The organism is Mycobacterium sp. 94-17, assembly GCF_035617725.1.
GTDB lineage: Bacteria > Actinomycetota > Actinomycetes > Mycobacteriales > Mycobacteriaceae > Mycobacterium.
The window spans coordinates 237,011-250,756 of the sequence record NZ_JAPIYN010000004.1; the positions used below are offsets into that span (position 1 = coordinate 237,011).

14 protein-coding genes and 1 pseudogene are annotated in these 13,746 nt (G+C 67.9%); 6 read left to right on the top strand and 9 right to left on the bottom strand.

The window, feature by feature from the left end:
* Nucleotides 1–7: 7 nt before the first annotated feature.
* The 5 genes and pseudogenes from OQ789_RS07400 to ctaD form a co-directional block, all read right to left on the bottom strand.
* Nucleotides 8–765, bottom strand: a pseudogene (locus tag OQ789_RS07400) (enoyl-CoA hydratase).
* Nucleotides 766–773: 8 nt separating this feature from the next.
* Nucleotides 774–1,592, bottom strand: a complete 819-nt coding sequence (locus OQ789_RS07405; protein WP_324684586.1) for an NUDIX hydrolase — start codon at nt 1,590–1,592, stop codon at nt 774–776.
* The gene (locus OQ789_RS07410) at nt 1,589–2,455 is read right to left on the bottom strand and encodes an ABC transporter ATP-binding protein (protein WP_324684588.1); all 867 of its coding nucleotides are present in this window, start codon (nt 2,453–2,455) and stop codon (nt 1,589–1,591) included. Before OQ789_RS07410 ends, OQ789_RS07405 begins: the two co-directional genes overlap by 4 nt.
* Nucleotides 2,456–2,541: 86 nt before the next feature.
* The gene (gene serB, locus OQ789_RS07415) at nt 2,542–3,777 is read right to left on the bottom strand and encodes a phosphoserine phosphatase SerB (protein ID WP_324684590.1); all 1,236 of its coding nucleotides are present in this window, start codon (nt 3,775–3,777) and stop codon (nt 2,542–2,544) included.
* A 13-nt stretch (nt 3,778–3,790) separates the two neighbouring features.
* Complete coding sequence (gene ctaD / locus OQ789_RS07420; protein WP_324684591.1) at nt 3,791–5,551, bottom strand: cytochrome c oxidase subunit I; 1,761 nt, start codon at nt 5,549–5,551, stop codon at nt 3,791–3,793.
* Nucleotides 5,552–5,855: 304 nt separating this feature from the next.
* Here ctaD and OQ789_RS07425 point away from each other — a divergent pair, with 304 nt between their 5' ends.
* The gene (locus OQ789_RS07425; RefSeq protein ID WP_324684593.1) at nt 5,856–6,965 is read left to right on the top strand and encodes an iron-siderophore ABC transporter substrate-binding protein; all 1,110 of its coding nucleotides are present in this window, start codon (nt 5,856–5,858) and stop codon (nt 6,963–6,965) included.
* Between the two features lie 105 nt (nt 6,966–7,070).
* A complete protein-coding gene (locus tag OQ789_RS07430; protein WP_324684595.1) occupies nt 7,071–8,111 on the top strand; it encodes an NAD(P)-dependent alcohol dehydrogenase in 1,041 nt (346 codons plus the stop codon).
* Nucleotides 8,112–8,116: 5 nt separating this feature from the next.
* Here the strand turns inward: OQ789_RS07430 and OQ789_RS07435 are convergent, their stop codons facing one another.
* Nucleotides 8,117–8,542, bottom strand: a complete 426-nt coding sequence (locus OQ789_RS07435; protein WP_324684596.1) for a DUF3349 domain-containing protein — start codon at nt 8,540–8,542, stop codon at nt 8,117–8,119.
* Between the two features lie 164 nt (nt 8,543–8,706).
* Between OQ789_RS07435 and OQ789_RS07440 the strand changes: the two genes are divergently transcribed.
* The gene (locus OQ789_RS07440; RefSeq protein WP_324684598.1) at nt 8,707–9,054 is read left to right on the top strand and encodes a hypothetical protein; all 348 of its coding nucleotides are present in this window, start codon (nt 8,707–8,709) and stop codon (nt 9,052–9,054) included.
* A gap of 14 nt (nt 9,055–9,068) precedes the next feature.
* On the opposite strand, the gene OQ789_RS07445 is transcribed toward OQ789_RS07440, so the two are convergent.
* Nucleotides 9,069–9,851 (bottom strand): alpha/beta hydrolase, encoded by a 783-nt coding sequence (locus OQ789_RS07445; protein ID WP_324684600.1) that lies wholly within the window; start codon nt 9,849–9,851, stop codon nt 9,069–9,071.
* A 310-nt stretch (nt 9,852–10,161) separates the two neighbouring features.
* Here OQ789_RS07445 and OQ789_RS07450 point away from each other — a divergent pair, with 310 nt between their 5' ends.
* Nucleotides 10,162–10,932 (top strand): DUF6817 domain-containing protein, encoded by a 771-nt coding sequence (locus tag OQ789_RS07450; protein ID WP_324684602.1) that lies wholly within the window; start codon nt 10,162–10,164, stop codon nt 10,930–10,932.
* A gap of 33 nt (nt 10,933–10,965) precedes the next feature.
* Here OQ789_RS07450 and nrdF read toward each other — a convergent pair whose 3' ends face one another.
* Together nrdF and OQ789_RS07460 are read right to left on the bottom strand one after the other, a co-directional pair.
* Nucleotides 10,966–11,940, bottom strand: a complete 975-nt coding sequence (gene nrdF, locus OQ789_RS07455; RefSeq protein WP_324684604.1) for a class 1b ribonucleoside-diphosphate reductase subunit beta — start codon at nt 11,938–11,940, stop codon at nt 10,966–10,968.
* 201 nt (nt 11,941–12,141) lie between these two features.
* Nucleotides 12,142–12,579 (bottom strand): hypothetical protein, encoded by a 438-nt coding sequence (locus OQ789_RS07460; protein WP_324684605.1) that lies wholly within the window; start codon nt 12,577–12,579, stop codon nt 12,142–12,144.
* A 178-nt stretch (nt 12,580–12,757) separates the two neighbouring features.
* On the opposite strand from OQ789_RS07460, the gene OQ789_RS07465 reads away from it, so the two are divergent.
* The gene (locus OQ789_RS07465) at nt 12,758–13,204 is read left to right on the top strand and encodes an SRPBCC family protein (protein ID WP_324684606.1); all 447 of its coding nucleotides are present in this window, start codon (nt 12,758–12,760) and stop codon (nt 13,202–13,204) included.
* Nucleotides 13,188–13,733: a TetR/AcrR family transcriptional regulator gene (locus tag OQ789_RS07470; protein WP_324684607.1), complete on the top strand. Its 546-nt coding sequence runs from the start codon at nt 13,188–13,190 to the stop codon at nt 13,731–13,733. The genes OQ789_RS07465 and OQ789_RS07470 overlap by 17 nt, the downstream gene beginning before the upstream one ends.
* Nucleotides 13,734–13,746 lie beyond the last annotated feature (13 nt).

Below are 13,746 nucleotides of genomic sequence, written 5' to 3' on the forward strand. Positions count from 1 at the left end.
GGGAAGCCTAACGGCCCGCGGGAGCCGCCCCGTCGCCACCGCCCTGACCAGCGGTAGAACACCTCGCCGTAGCGACCGGGCTGCCCGAGGTCGGCATCGCGGTCAGAGGGCGGCGTTGATTCCGGCTTTGGCGGCGGCCAGCGCCTGCCGCGGGCCGTCCAGAAAGCGGCGCGCCCAGGCGGCGGCGGCGTCGTAGACGTCGTCGGGCGCCACCATTTCGTCGATCAGGCCCAGCGTCTGGGCTTCCTCGGCGTCGATGAACCGGCCGCTGAACACCAGCTCCTTGGCCTTGCTCGCGCCGGCCGCCCGGGTCAGGCGGGCCAGCGCATCGCCGGCGGGCACCAGGCCGGCCAGGATTTCGGTCGCGCCGAACTTCACGTTGTCCCCGCTGATCCGCCAGTCGGCGGCCAGGGCCAGCGTGAGCCCGGCGCCCAGCGCGTATCCGGTGATCGCGGCGACGGTCGGCTTGGGGATCCCCGCCACGGCGTCGACGGCCTCCTGCCGGACCCGTGCCACGCTGTCCGCCTCCCGCCCCCGCAGCGTCCTCAGCTCGGGCATGTCGTCGCCCGCGGAGAAGATCTCGTGGCCCCCGAAGAGAATGACCACGGCGACGTCGTCGCGCCGGCCCAAATCCTCTGCGGCCGTGATGATCTCCCGATAGACCTGGCGGGTCATCGCGTTGGTCGGGGGGCGCGACAGCAGCAACATGGCCAGCCCGGCATCCCGCGAGCCGTCGCTGACCACCACGCTGACGAACTCGCTCACCCGTGCGCTCACAATGGCCACTTCATGGAACCGCCCGCTTCCCGCGCCCGGTGGTAACGGTCGGAATCGAAGAACTCGAAAACCCAGTTGTCGCCTCGCTTTTCGAGAAGAGGCTGCACCGTCACAATCTGGCGCTCCACCGCCAGCACATCGGCGACGCTTCGCCCGGCCAGCGAGTCCAGCTGCGTCCAGGTCGGCGGCAGCAGGATGTTGCGACCGGCCTCGAAGTCGTCGATGGCGTCCTGCGGCAACGCCCAGCCGGCGCGGTCGGATTCGGTGTTCTCGCCGTCGGCGCGCTGGCCCTCGGGCAGGGCGGCCACGAAGAAATAGGTGTCGTAGCGGCGGGTCCGCTCGGCCTCGGGCGTGACCCAGTTGGCCCACGGCCGCAGCAGGTCGGAGCGCAGCACCAGGTTTTCGGTGCGCAGGAAGTCGGCGAACGACAGCGTCCGGTCGGCCAGGGCGCGGCGGGCATCGGCGTAGACCGAGGCATCGCGCACGATTGAATCCGGATCGTCGGCCGGACCGGCGAACAAGACCCCCGACTCCTCGAACGTCTCCCGGGCCGCCGCGCACACCAGCGCCGCGGCCAAGTCGGGCTCGATGCCGAACCGCTGCGCCCACCACTGCGGCGGCGGGCCGGCCCACGCGATATCGGCGTTGCGATCGCGGTCGTCGACGCCGCCGCCGGGAAACACGATGACGCCCGGGGCGAACTCCATCTTCGAGTGGCGGCGCATCAGGAAGATCTTCAAGCCGCCGGGCACGTCGCGGACCAGCATCACGGTGGCGGCCGGTCGGGTCGGCAGCGGCTCGGGGCTCGGGGTCATTCCTGCCTCCTCCGGTGGGCAGCGCGGGTGCGAACTCGCCGCGCGAAGTAGCGCCCGTCGACGATGTCGAGCGCGATCGCCTGGCCGAACGCGGTGGACAGGTTCTCGGCGGTCAGCACGTCGGTCAGCAGCCCCGCGGCCACCACCTCGGCTTCCGAGAGCAGCATGCAGTGACTGAACCCGGGTGGGATCTCCTCGACGTGGTGGGTGACCAACACCAGGGCGGGCGCGTCGGGGTCGGCCGCCAGGTCGGCCAACCGGGCGACCAACTCCTCGCGGCCGCCCAGGTCCAGGCCGGCGGCGGGCTCGTCGAGCAGCAGCAGCTCGGGGTCGGTCATCAGCGCGCGGGCAATCAGCACCCGCTTGCGCTCACCTTCAGACAGCGTTCCGTAGGGACGGTCCGCGAGGTGCTCAGCGCCCAGGCTCTCGAGCATGTCGAGCGCACGCCGGTAGTCGACGTCGTCGTAGCTCTCCCGCCACCTGCCCAGCACCGCATAGCTGGCCGACACCACCAGATCGCGCACCACCTCGTCGGTGGGTATTCGCTGCGCCAAGGCCGCGGAGCTGAGCCCGATCCGGGACCGCAACTCGCTCACGTCGACCCGGCCCAGGCGCTCGCCGAGCACGAAAGCCACGCCGGACGAAGGATGTTCGGCCGCCCCGGCGATCCGCAGCAGCGAGGTCTTACCGGCCCCGTTGGGCCCGATGATCACCCAGCGTTCGTCGAGTTCTACCGCCCAATCCACCGGCCCGACCAAGACGTTGCCGCCGCGTCGCAGCGACACCTGCCTGAAGTCGAGCAGCAGATCGGGGTCGGCCGCGTCGCTGTTGTGGTCGGCTGCACCCGAATCCCCGGGTGTCACCTCCGGCTTCCGTTCTCCGACACCCGACCATCGTGCCGTACCGCGACGCCCGAACACGTGCCGGGTCGCCGCGCGGCCGGCCGGAATTACCCGGGCGGGATCTCCACGCGGCGGACCTCGCCGTGGACCGCGTCGGCGGCCTCGATTTCGCCGCGCGTGACGCCCAGCAGGAACAACACCGTGTCCAGGTAGGGGTGGCTCAGCGACGCGTCGGCGACCTCGCGCAGCGCCGGCTTGGCGTTGAACGCGATGCCCAGCCCGGCCGCGGCCAGCATGTCGATGTCGTTGGCGCCGTCGCCCACCGCAACGGTCTGGGCCATCGGCACCCCGACCTGTTCGGCGAATTCCCTTAGCGCCGAAGCCTTTCCGGCCCGATCGATGATCGGTCCGATCACACGGCCGGTCAGCGCGCCGTCGACGATCTCGAGCTCGTTGGCCGCGACATAGTCCAGCATCAGCTCCTCGGCCAGCGGCTCGATGATGCGACGGAATCCGCCGGACACCACGCCGCAGGCGTAACCGAGGCGCCGCAGGGTCCGCAGCGTGGTGCGGGCGCCGGGCATCAGCTCCAAAGCCCCGGCGACCTCGTCGATCACGCTGGCGGGCAGGCCCGCCAGCGTCGCCACCCGCTGCTCGAGCGACTGCGCGAAGTCCAGCTCGCCGCGCATCGCGGCGTCCGTGATCGCCGCGACCTTGCCCTCCGCGCCCGCGCGGGCGGCCAGCATCTCGATGACCTCGCCCTGCACCAGCGTCGAGTCGACGTCAAAGACGATGAGCCGCTTAGATCGTCGTTCCAGGCTGTAGTCCTGGACCGCCACATCGACCTGTTCCTCGCGGGACACCCGGTTCAGGGCGGTCCGCAGCGATCCGTCCGCGCCCGGCGGCACCGACACCCGCAACTCGAGGCCGATCACCGGATAGTCGGAGACCCCGCGGATCAGATCGATGTTGACGCCAAGGCCGGCCACCTCCCGGGCCACCGCGCCGAACGCGCCGGCGGTGATGGGCCGGCCCAGCACGAAGATGGTGTGGGTGGAGGGTTCCCTCATGATCGGGACGTCGTCGCTGCGCTCGATGCTGACCTCGAGGCCCACCTGGTGGATGGCCGATTCGACATCCTCGCGCAACTGCGCGCCGTCGGCGACCTCGACCGGGCAGCACACCAGCACGCCCAGCGTCAGGCGGCGCCGGATCACCACCTGTTCGACGTTGAGCAGCTCGACCCCGTGTCGTGACAAGGCCTCGAAGAGCGTCGCCGTCACGCCCGGTTGATCCACGCCGGTGACGGTGATCAGCACCGACACCTTGGGTGGCGAGTTCACTCCCGACGGCCCGCTACTGCTCGGGAGTCGAACGATCGGCCTCGGTCCGCGGACCGAAGCCCTTCGGCGATTCGAGAGCCGTCGCGTGGCGTCCCACGTGTGCCTCGGCGCGCAGCCGTTCCACCATGTGCGGGTAGTGCAACTCGAATGCCGGGCGCTCCGAACGGATTCGGGGCAGCTCGGTGAAGTTGTGCCGCGGCGGCGGGCAGCTGGTCGCCCACTCGAGCGAGTTGCCGTAGCCCCACGGGTCGTCGACCGTGACGACCTCGCCGTAACGCCAGCTCTTGAAGACGTTCCAGACGAACGGGAACATCGATGCGCCCAGGATGAAGGCGCCGACCGTCGAGACGATGTTGTACGGCTGGAACCCGTCGCTGGGCAGGTAGTCGGCATAGCGGCGCGGCATGCCCAGGTCGCCCAGCCAGTGCTGCACCAGGAAGGTGGTGTGGAACCCGATGAAGGTCAGCCAGAAGTGCAGCTTGCCCAGGCGCTCGTCGAGCAGCCGTCCGGTCATCTTCGGGAACCAGAAGTAGATGCCGGCGTAGGTGGCGAACACGATGGTGCCGAACAGCACGTAGTGGAAGTGTGCCACCACGAAATAGCTGTCGGTCACATGGAAGTCCAGCGGCGGGCTGGCCAGCAGCACACCGGTCAGGCCGCCGAGCAGGAAGGTGATGAGGAAGCCGACCGAGAACAGCATCGGCGTCTCGAAGGTGATCTGCCCCTTCCACATCGTGCCGATCCAGTTGAAGAATTTGATTCCGGTCGGCACGGCGATCAGGTAGGTCATGAACGAGAAGAACGGCAGCAGAACGGCTCCGGTGGCGAACATGTGGTGCGCCCACACCGCGACCGACAGCGCCGCGATCGACAGGGTGGCGTACACCAGGGTGGTGTAGCCGAAGACGGGCTTGCGCGAGAACACCGGGAAGATCTCGGTGACGATGCCGAAGAACGGCAGCGCGATGATGTACACCTCGGGATGGCCGAAGAACCAGAACAGGTGTTGCCACAGCAACACTCCGCCATTGGCGGCGTCGTAGACGTGGGCACCCAGATGTCGGTCGGCGGCCAGCCCGAACAGCGCCGCGGTCAGGATCGGGAACGCGATCAGGATGAGGATCGACGTGACCAGGATGTTCCACGTGAAGATCGGCATCCGGAACATCGTCATGCCGGGGGCGCGCATGCACACCACGGTGGTGATCATGTTGACCGCACCCAGGATGGTGCCCAGACCGGCGACGATCAGACCGGTGATCCACAGGTCTCCGCCGGCACCGGGTGAGTGCACCGCGTCAGACAGCGGCGTGTACGCGGTCCAGCCGAAGTCGGCCGCCCCGCCCGGGACGATGAAGCCGGACGCGGCGATCAGGCCACCGAACAGGAACAGCCAGTACGAGAAGGCGTTCAGCCGCGGGAAGGCCACGTCGGGCGCACCGATCTGCAACGGCAGCACCAGGTTGGCAAAGCCGAACACCACCGGTGTGGCGTACAGCAGCAGCATGATCGTGCCGTGCATGGTGAACAGCTGGTTGAACTGCTCGTTCGACAGGAACTGCAGCCCGGGAGCGGCCAGTTCGGTGCGCATCAGCAACGCCATCAGCCCGCCGATGAAGAAGAAGGCGAAGCAGGTGACCGTGTACATGATGCCGATCATCTTGTGATCGGTCGTGGTGATCAGTTTGTAGACCAGGTTCCCCTTCGGGCCCATCCGGTCCGGGTACGGACGAACGGCCTCGAGTTCTCCCAAGGGGGGCGCTTCGGCTGTCAACAGCTTCTCCAAACATCCAGATCGGACACTGGCCCAAAAGTAATCGGTATCGAGTGGAATCTTAGCCGTCGATCATGACGACGTCAGGGCTGGTCCTACAAACTGTCGTAAACGGCTCACCGGTGCGGCGGGCCCGTCGATGGGGCGGCGGGCGGGGTCGGATCGTGGCGGCGGGCGGGGTCGGATCGTGGCGGCGGGCGGGGTCGGATCGTGGCGGCGGGCGGGGTCGGATCGTGGCGACCCGCGTCGCCCGGCTCCGCCGCGCTCGCGATCGCCACGCTGGCCGGATGTTAGCGTCTGACGCGTGTTGTTCGGCGCGAACGGGGGACCCGCCCGGCTGGCCGCGACGACCGGGGTGACGGCGGCGCTGGTCCTGGCCAGCGGCGGATGCGGATCCGACGCCCCCGCCGGCCGGGCGCCGGGACGTTCCCTGGTCACCCCCACCACCCAGATCGCCGGCGCCGGCGTGCTCGGAAACGACCGCCGCCCCGACGACTCCTGTGCGCGCGACGCCGCCGAGGCCGATCCCGGCTCGTCGAAGCGGCCGGTCCGCAACGCCGCGGGTGTGGACCCGAACGTCGTGCAGGTGCCCGCCGACCCGCAGCGCATCGTGGCGCTCTCCGGCGACCAGCTCGACACGCTGTGTGCGCTGGGCCTGCAGTCGCGGGTGGTCGGCGCGGCGCTGCCGGACGGGTCATCGAGTCAGCCCGCCTACCTGGGCGGTGCGATGCACGGCGTGCCGGGGGTCGGCACCCGCTCCCATCCGGACCTGAAGGCGATCACGGCCGCCCACCCCGATCTGATCCTGGGGTCGCAGGGGCTGACGCCCGCGCTGTACCCGCAGCTGAACGCGATCGCGCCGACGGTGTTCACGGCGGCGCCGGGCGCTGCGTGGCAGGACAACCTGCGCGCCGTCGGCGCCGCCACCGGCCGCGGCGGCGCGGCCAACGCGTTGCTCGGCGGGTTTTCGCAGCGGGCCTCCGACATCGGCGCGCGGCATGACGCCTCCCACTACCAGGCGTCGATCGTGCAGCTGACAACCGGCACGATCCGGGTGTACGGCGCCAACAACTTCCCGGCCAGCGTGCTCGGCGCGGTCGGCGTGGACCGGCCGGCCGCCCAGCGGTTCACCGACAAGCCCTACGTCGAGATCGCGGCGAACGACGCGGACCTGGCGAAAAATCCTGACCTGTCGATCGCCGACGCCGACGTGGTGTATGTGTCCTGCGCCACGCCGGGCGCCGCCGACCGGGCCGCCACGATCCTGGACAGCGACCCGTGGCGCAGGCTGTCCGCCAACCGCGACAATCGCGTCTACGTCGTCAACGACGAGATATGGCAGACCGGCGAGGGCCTGATCGCGGCCCGGGGCATCGTCGACGACCTACGCCTGGTGAACGCCCCGATCAACTGACGGCCCGCCCGACGAACATCACGTGGCGGAATAACTATTACCTTAGCTAAAGTTCTTGTCTGACGTATCGAATTGATGACGTATCGAATCGAAGAGGGATTTTCAATGAGCACAGTTTCGGCGTATGCGGCCACCTCGCCGACGGCACCGCTGACCAAGACCACCATCGAGCGGCGCGACCCGGGGCCGCATGACGTCGCCATCGACATCAAGTTCGCCGGGATCTGCCACTCCGACATCCACACGGCGAAGGCCGAATGGGGCATCCCCCGGTACCCGCTGGTGGTGGGCCACGAGATCGCCGGCGTGGTGACCGCCGTCGGGTCCGAGGTCACCAAGCACAAGGTGGGTGACCGCGTCGGCGTCGGCTGCATGGTGAACTCCTGCGGCCGGTGCAGCAGCTGTGAGGCCGGCCTCGAGCAGTACTGCAGCCGGGGAACCGTCTTCACCTACAACGCCACCGACAAGGACGGGACGACGACGCAGGGCGGCTACAGCCAGGCGGTCGTCGTCGACGAAAACTTCGTCTTGCGCATCCCCGACGCGCTGCCCCTGGATAAGGCGGCGCCGCTGCTGTGCGCGGGCATCACCCTGTTCTCGCCGCTGCGGCACTGGAAAGCCGGCGAGGGCACCCGCCTGGCGATCATCGGCCTGGGCGGGTTGGGCCACATGGGCGTCAAGCTCGGCGCGGCGATGGGCGCCGAGGTGACGGTGCTGTCGCAGTCGCTGAAGAAGATGGAGGACGGCTTGCGGCTGGGCGCCACGCATTACTACGCCACCGCCGAGCGCGAGACCTTCAAGAAATTGCGCAACGGCTTTGACCTGATCCTGAACACAGTCTCGGCGAACCTGAACCTCAACGACTACCTGAGCCTGCTCGACGTCGACGGCACGCTCGTCGAATTGGGCATTCCCGAGCACCCGATGGAGGTGGGCGCCTTCTCGCTGGCGCTGGCGCGCCGCAGCCTGTCCGGGTCAAACATCGGCGGCATCGCCGAGACCCAGGAGATGCTGGACTTCTGCGCCGAGCACGGCGTGACGCCGGAAATCGAGCTCATCGAGCCCGACTACATCAACGAAGCCTACGAGCGCGTCCTGGCCAGCGACGTCCGCTACCGCTTCGTCATCGACATCTCGAAGATGTAGGCCCCCTACGGCAAGACGCCCGGAGCGCTCTTGGCTGCCGCGATGCGCGCGGCGATCTCCGCGGCCTCTCCCCACTCGTCACCGGGGATGACCTCGCTGACGTCGATGCCGGCCAGCGGCCATCCGACGGCGGCCAGCGTGGCGGCCACCCGAATGATGTTCTCGGGCCCGGCGTCGTACTGCGTCACGTCAGAGATGAACTGGGCGATCTCGTCGCGGTCGATCACCCCGTCAGCCACCGCCGGCGATCCCTGCGCAGTGAGGTTGTGCACCACCTCGGCGATCTGTTCTTCGGTCAGGGGCGTGCTGCGCAGCAGCGCCAGCAGGGGCACCCGGTCGGGCCCGGGGACACCCTCGGGGTAGCCGGCGCGCAGCCAGCGCAGCACAGAGCGGCAGAAGTTGCTGGTTTGAGAGGCGGCGGTATTCGTCACCCCAACAGTGTCAGGGCAGCCGCGTCGCCGCGCTACTGCGGCGCAACCGCGTGCAGACAATTCATACGCCGTTCACCCGGACAGATCCCGTCCTGCCTGCTCGCTGCCTGCATCGACATCTTGGCGACCGGGTCGGCGCCGGTCGCGCAGAGTACAGTCGAGCCATGACGACTCCGACCGCGAAGAACCGGAAGCTCAACGCTTCCGCGGCTGCCGGCAGCCAGAGCAAGCCGGTACCGAGGGATTCGAGGCCGTCAGACCCAGCCGAGTTTTTCGAACGCGGCATCGCCGCGCGCCTGCGCGGCTTGGGCATGGGCGTGCGCGCCGAGCCCCTCAAAGAGGTGCGCCTCCAAGTCGGCCTGGACGTGCAACTCATTTACTTCACCATCCGCATGCCGGTGGCCGGCGGGGTCAAGGTGCGCTGGCCGGTGATGGCGACGTTCGCGCCGAGGCTCTATTCGCCGACGCGACCACAACATGTGTCTGGACAGGCGCATCCACGCCAGCCCTGACCAGGCCGCCGCCCTCATAGCCCCCGCGCTGTGAGCCAGTCGCCGATTCGCTCGGCGACTGCCTGCCATCCCGGCTCCAGCATCATCACGTGCCCCATTCCGGGAAACATCTCAATTTCCGATTGGTAAGCCTGCGCCACCGCGAGCGCATCCCCGTCGACTCGCATGCCGTCGTCTTCTGCTCCGAGGACGAGCATCGGGGCATTCACGAGCCCGGCGCCGGGGAGTTGCTTCATCAAATCTTTTGTCACGCGCCGACTTTCGGGTCCCAAACGGGCAGCGCAGGATTCGACGACGGCCTCTGGGGTGCTCCCGGAGAAACAGAATTCGCGGGCCAGGGCGGGGGTGTTGAAGATGTCGTGCAGACTCCCGACGGTATTGGCGCGCAGAAAAACCCAGGGATGACGGCGGATCGAACGAAATGCCCAGCGCCGCAATCCTTGCGGCGTGCCTGGTGCCATGAGGATCCCGGCTGGAGCTGCGTGCAGCACCAGGTACTTGAGTACCACCCAGCAGCCCAGGGAGTGACCGATGAGCACCGGTGGGGAACCGAGTTCACCGACGACGGTGTCTACGTCATCCACGTAGTCGGCCAGGGAGCAGGAGTCGAGAGGCTCGGACAAGGTGCTGGCGCCGTGACCACGAAGGCTCAGCGCCACGGCCCGGTAGCCCCTGCCGGCGAAGTAGTCCAGGAAGTGCACCTCCCAGCACCACGCGGCGGCGGAAGCGCCGTGGACGAAGAGGAGAGGGACGGGGTGCGTCCGGGTGGTAGATCCCTTGTCGATCACTTCGAGCAATGTGGCTGCACGCCTCCCTCGCCGGCGACCTGGGCGTGAGCATCTTCCCAGACGCGGTGCGCCTGCCAGGCCCGATTGGCCGATCCCGATGCCGCTGCCAGGCCTGCGGGAGCTTGCCACGAATCGCATAACTCATGAGGCCTGGACCGCCATACTGCGAGTAATGAATTGCAAGACATTCGGGTATACGGTCAGGCCAATGGGGTCAGTGTTTGAACGCCGAGTTTGGGCGGACTGCACCGGTAGTTGATCCACAGACGCAGGGCGGGGGAATTCGATGAGGGACGTGGCGCGCACGTATCCACAGCTCATGAACCAGGCGATCGCCTGCGGCATGGACGCCGAGGCGCTGTGCCGGCTCAAGGCGGCCCATGATCTCGCCGCCCAGCTGACCTTCGGTATGCACCGCTCGCAGGGCGTGCCTTTTCTCTGCCACCTGACAGGCACCGCGAGCATCGCGCTCGGCGAGGACGCGCCGGTCGATGCGGTGGCCGCCGCCCTGCTGCACGCGGCCTACATCCTGCACGCGTTCGACGGCAGTGACCGCCGTGTCCGTCCGGCGCAGCGCTCGCTGCTGGCGCGCGAGGTGGGCGCGGGGGCGGAGCGTCTGGTCTGGGAGTATCACCACCTGCCGTGGGGAACCGCACGTGCCCTCGATGCGCATCTTGCGGGGCTGGCGACTGCCCCTCCGGCGGCGCGGCAGCTTCTCCTGCTGCGGCTCGCCAACGAATTGGAGGACCACCTCGACCTTGCCGGCGCCTATGCGAATCCCGCGCGAGCCCGCGAACGTGCCGCCGAGCTGGGTGGGCGCGTCGTCGAGCTCGCGCGGAGGCTCGGACATCCGCTTCTTGCGGCCGATCTGGAAGATGCGTATGCGGGACATGCCGCCGCGTCCCTGCCAGACGTCGTGATGGCTGACCGACGTTTGTCCGCCGCCGGCAGACGACACTGGTCGCGCATGGGTGTCACCGAGCGGTGGAGGATGGCAGGCCTGCGCTGGGCCGGCCGGCGCCCTCTCGCGATCCGGCTTGCGCAGTGGGTCGAGCGGCACCGACGAACGGAGCGGGTAGCGGCGCCCTGACCTGACGAATCCGCGCTGCTGCGCGCCTGGACGTTAGAAGTCCCAGTCCTCGTCCTCGGTGACGACGGCCTTGCCGATCACGTAGCTCGAGCCCGACCCGGAGAAGAAGTCGTGATTCTCGTCGGCGTTGGGTGACAGCGCGGACAGGATCGCCGGGTTGACGTCGGTCTCGTCGCGCGGGAATAGCGCCTCGTAGCCGAGGTTCATCAGCGCCTTGTTTGCGTTGTAGCGCAAGAACTTTTTGACGTCTTCGGTGAGCCCGACTTCGTCGTAGAGATCCTGGGTGTACTCCACCTCGTTGTCGTAGAGCTCGAAGAGCAATTCGTAGGTGTAGTCCTTGAGCTCCTGCTTGCGCTCGTCGTCGACCAGCGCCAGGCCGCGCTGGTACTTGTAGCCGATGTAGTAACCGTGCACGGCCTCGTCGCGGATGATCAGCCGGATCATGTCGGCGGTGTTGGTCAGCTTGGCCCGGCTCGACCAGTACATCGGCAGGTAGAAGCCGGAGTAGAACAGGAAGCTCTCCAGCAGCGTGGAGGCGACCTTGCGCTTGAGCGGCTCGTCGCCCTTGTAGTACTGCATGACGATCTCGGCCTTGCGCTGCAGGTTGGGGTTCTCCTCCGACCAGCGGAAGGCGTCATCGATCTCGGCGGTCGAGCACAGTGTGGAGAAGATGTTGCTGTAGCTGCGCGCGTGCACCGACTCCATGAACGCGATGTTCGTGTAGACGGCCTCTTCGTGCGGGGTCAGCGCGTCCGGGATGAGGCTGACCGCCCCGACGGTGCCCTGGATGGTGTCCAGCAGCGTCAGACCGGTGAAGACCCGCATGGTCATCTGCTTTTCGTGGGCGGTCAGCGTGCCCCACGACGGCAGGTCGTTGGAGACCGGCACCTTCTCGGGCAGCCAGAAATTGCCGGTGAGCCGGTCCCAGACCTCGGCGTCTTTTTCGTCGTGCAGCCGGTTCCAGTTGATCGCCGAAACGCGGTCGATCAGCTTCATGTTTTCGGTCACCAGAACCCCACTTCACCCACTGTTTTGCCGGATAGATTCCAGGCTTCCGACACTACCCCTGGGGTCCGACAACGCCGTGGAACACAAGAACTTGTGTTTGCGTGTCGTGCCCCGTCTCCGGCTCCGGATTGACCGCCGCTCCAGTATGACGCGTTGTGCCGCGCGACGGGCCTACGGTTCGGCGCCCTGATCGCGCATGAATCAGTCGGGCCTCTTGAGCCAGCCGACGTATGCCAGGTAGAGACCGCACAATGCCAGCAGGCCAAACCCGACCCGCACGACGCCGACGGCAGGACCCGATGTTTGGGTGGCGTTTTCGGCCCCCTTGACGATCAGCTGTGGCACGGCGAGCAACGTCAAACCCCGCAACAGCAAAAACCAGCCGAACAGTGAGACGATCGCGGCGGCAACGCTGCGCCAATACTGGTGAAACGCCACGATGAACAGGCCGCAGAAGAACAGCAGCGCGCCCAGTACCCACGGCCACATCAGGTCTGTCGAGAAACTGGACAGCACGTTGCCGATGCTTCCCGCCCTGATCGCCACGATCGCGGGTACCACGGCGATGAACGGCCCCAGCACCCGCGCGAATGAGCGGGTGCGCTGGGAACGGTCGGTTGCGGTGACGGCTGGGCGCATGGTTGCGACTCCTTTCGACGAACGGCGGACGGTGGACGGTCGTTCTCTAGACGATCGGGACGTCACGGATGTGACGCGGCGATCGTCGCCCGTTTCAAGGTGGTCCGCGCGGACGGGATTCGCAACGGGAAGCGCAGGCCCCTGTTCGGGACACGGCATTTCATGTACCATATGGTACATGATTACCGAAGACAGCGTCGAGATCGACGCGCCGCCACAACGGGTCTGGGAGGTGTTCAGCGACGTCGAGCACTGGTCGGACTGGACCGCGTCGGTGAACTCCCTGGTCGGACTGGACTCCGGCTCCCTGGCCGTCGGCAGACGGTTCGCGATCAAACAGCCCGGCATGCCGAAGCTGGTCTGGGAGGTCACCGAGATCGACCCCGGCAGGTCGTGGACCTGGGTGCAAAGCGCTCCCGGGGCGCGGGTGACGGCCCGCCACCATGTCATCCCGCGGCCCGGTGGCGGCACGCTGGTGCGCCAGCAACTCGACCAGCGTGGCGTCCTGGGTGGTCTGGTCGGACGGCTGATGCTCAACAAGACCAAGCGCTTCCTCGCCCTGGAGGCCCAGGGCCTCAAGGCCCGCTCCGAGCGGCTCAGCCGCGCCGATGGCGCGCACTCCTGACGCCGGGCGTCGTCGGCAACTCCTCGAGTCGCTCGTCGCCGAGTTCGCCACCGGCGGCGTCGGTGACCGCTCGCTGCGCGACGTGGCGGCCGCCGTCGGGACCAGTCACCGAATGTTGCTGCATCACTTCGGTTCTCGGGAAGACCTGCTCCTGGCGATGGTTGACGAGGTCGAGCGCCGTCAGATGGCGCTGCTGCCCGAACTGCCCACCGACCCCGCCGAGAGCTTCGCCGCCATGTGGGCCCACCTACGGCGGCCCGAGCTGCGCCAGGCCGAGCGGCTGTTCTTCGAGTGCTACTCTCGCGCCGCTCAGGGCGAAAAGCCTTTCGCGCGAATGGTTCCCGGCGCCGTCGAGGCCTGGCTGCACGAGGCAGACGAGGTCGCCGACGGTACGGTCGAGCCCGCGCTGGCGCGGCTCGGACTGGCCGTCGTACGCGGGCTGCTGCTGGACCTGGTGGCCACCGACGACGACGCCGGCGTGGACGGGGCCGCGCAGCTGTTCGTCAAACTCCTTAGCAGCAGAAGATGATTCGGGCGGCTGC

What these genes read in the sequence shown, in the direction of transcription:
- OQ789_RS07405 (WP_324684586.1), bottom strand. Translation starts at nt 1,592, where the DNA reads ATGACCCCGAGCCCCGAGCCGCTGCCGACCCGACCGGCCGCCACCGTG.
- OQ789_RS07430 (WP_324684595.1), top strand. Translation starts at nt 7,071, where the DNA reads ATGAGCACAGTTTCGGCGTATGCGGCCACCTCGCCGACGGCACCGCTG.
- OQ789_RS07440 (WP_324684598.1), top strand. Translation starts at nt 8,707, where the DNA reads ATGACGACTCCGACCGCGAAGAACCGGAAGCTCAACGCTTCCGCGGCT.
- OQ789_RS07450 (WP_324684602.1), top strand. Translation starts at nt 10,162, where the DNA reads ATGAACCAGGCGATCGCCTGCGGCATGGACGCCGAGGCGCTGTGCCGG.
- OQ789_RS07460 (WP_324684605.1), bottom strand. Translation starts at nt 12,579, where the DNA reads ATGCGCCCAGCCGTCACCGCAACCGACCGTTCCCAGCGCACCCGCTCA.
- OQ789_RS07465 (WP_324684606.1), top strand. Translation starts at nt 12,758, where the DNA reads ATGATTACCGAAGACAGCGTCGAGATCGACGCGCCGCCACAACGGGTC.
- OQ789_RS07470 (WP_324684607.1), top strand. Translation starts at nt 13,188, where the DNA reads ATGGCGCGCACTCCTGACGCCGGGCGTCGTCGGCAACTCCTCGAGTCG.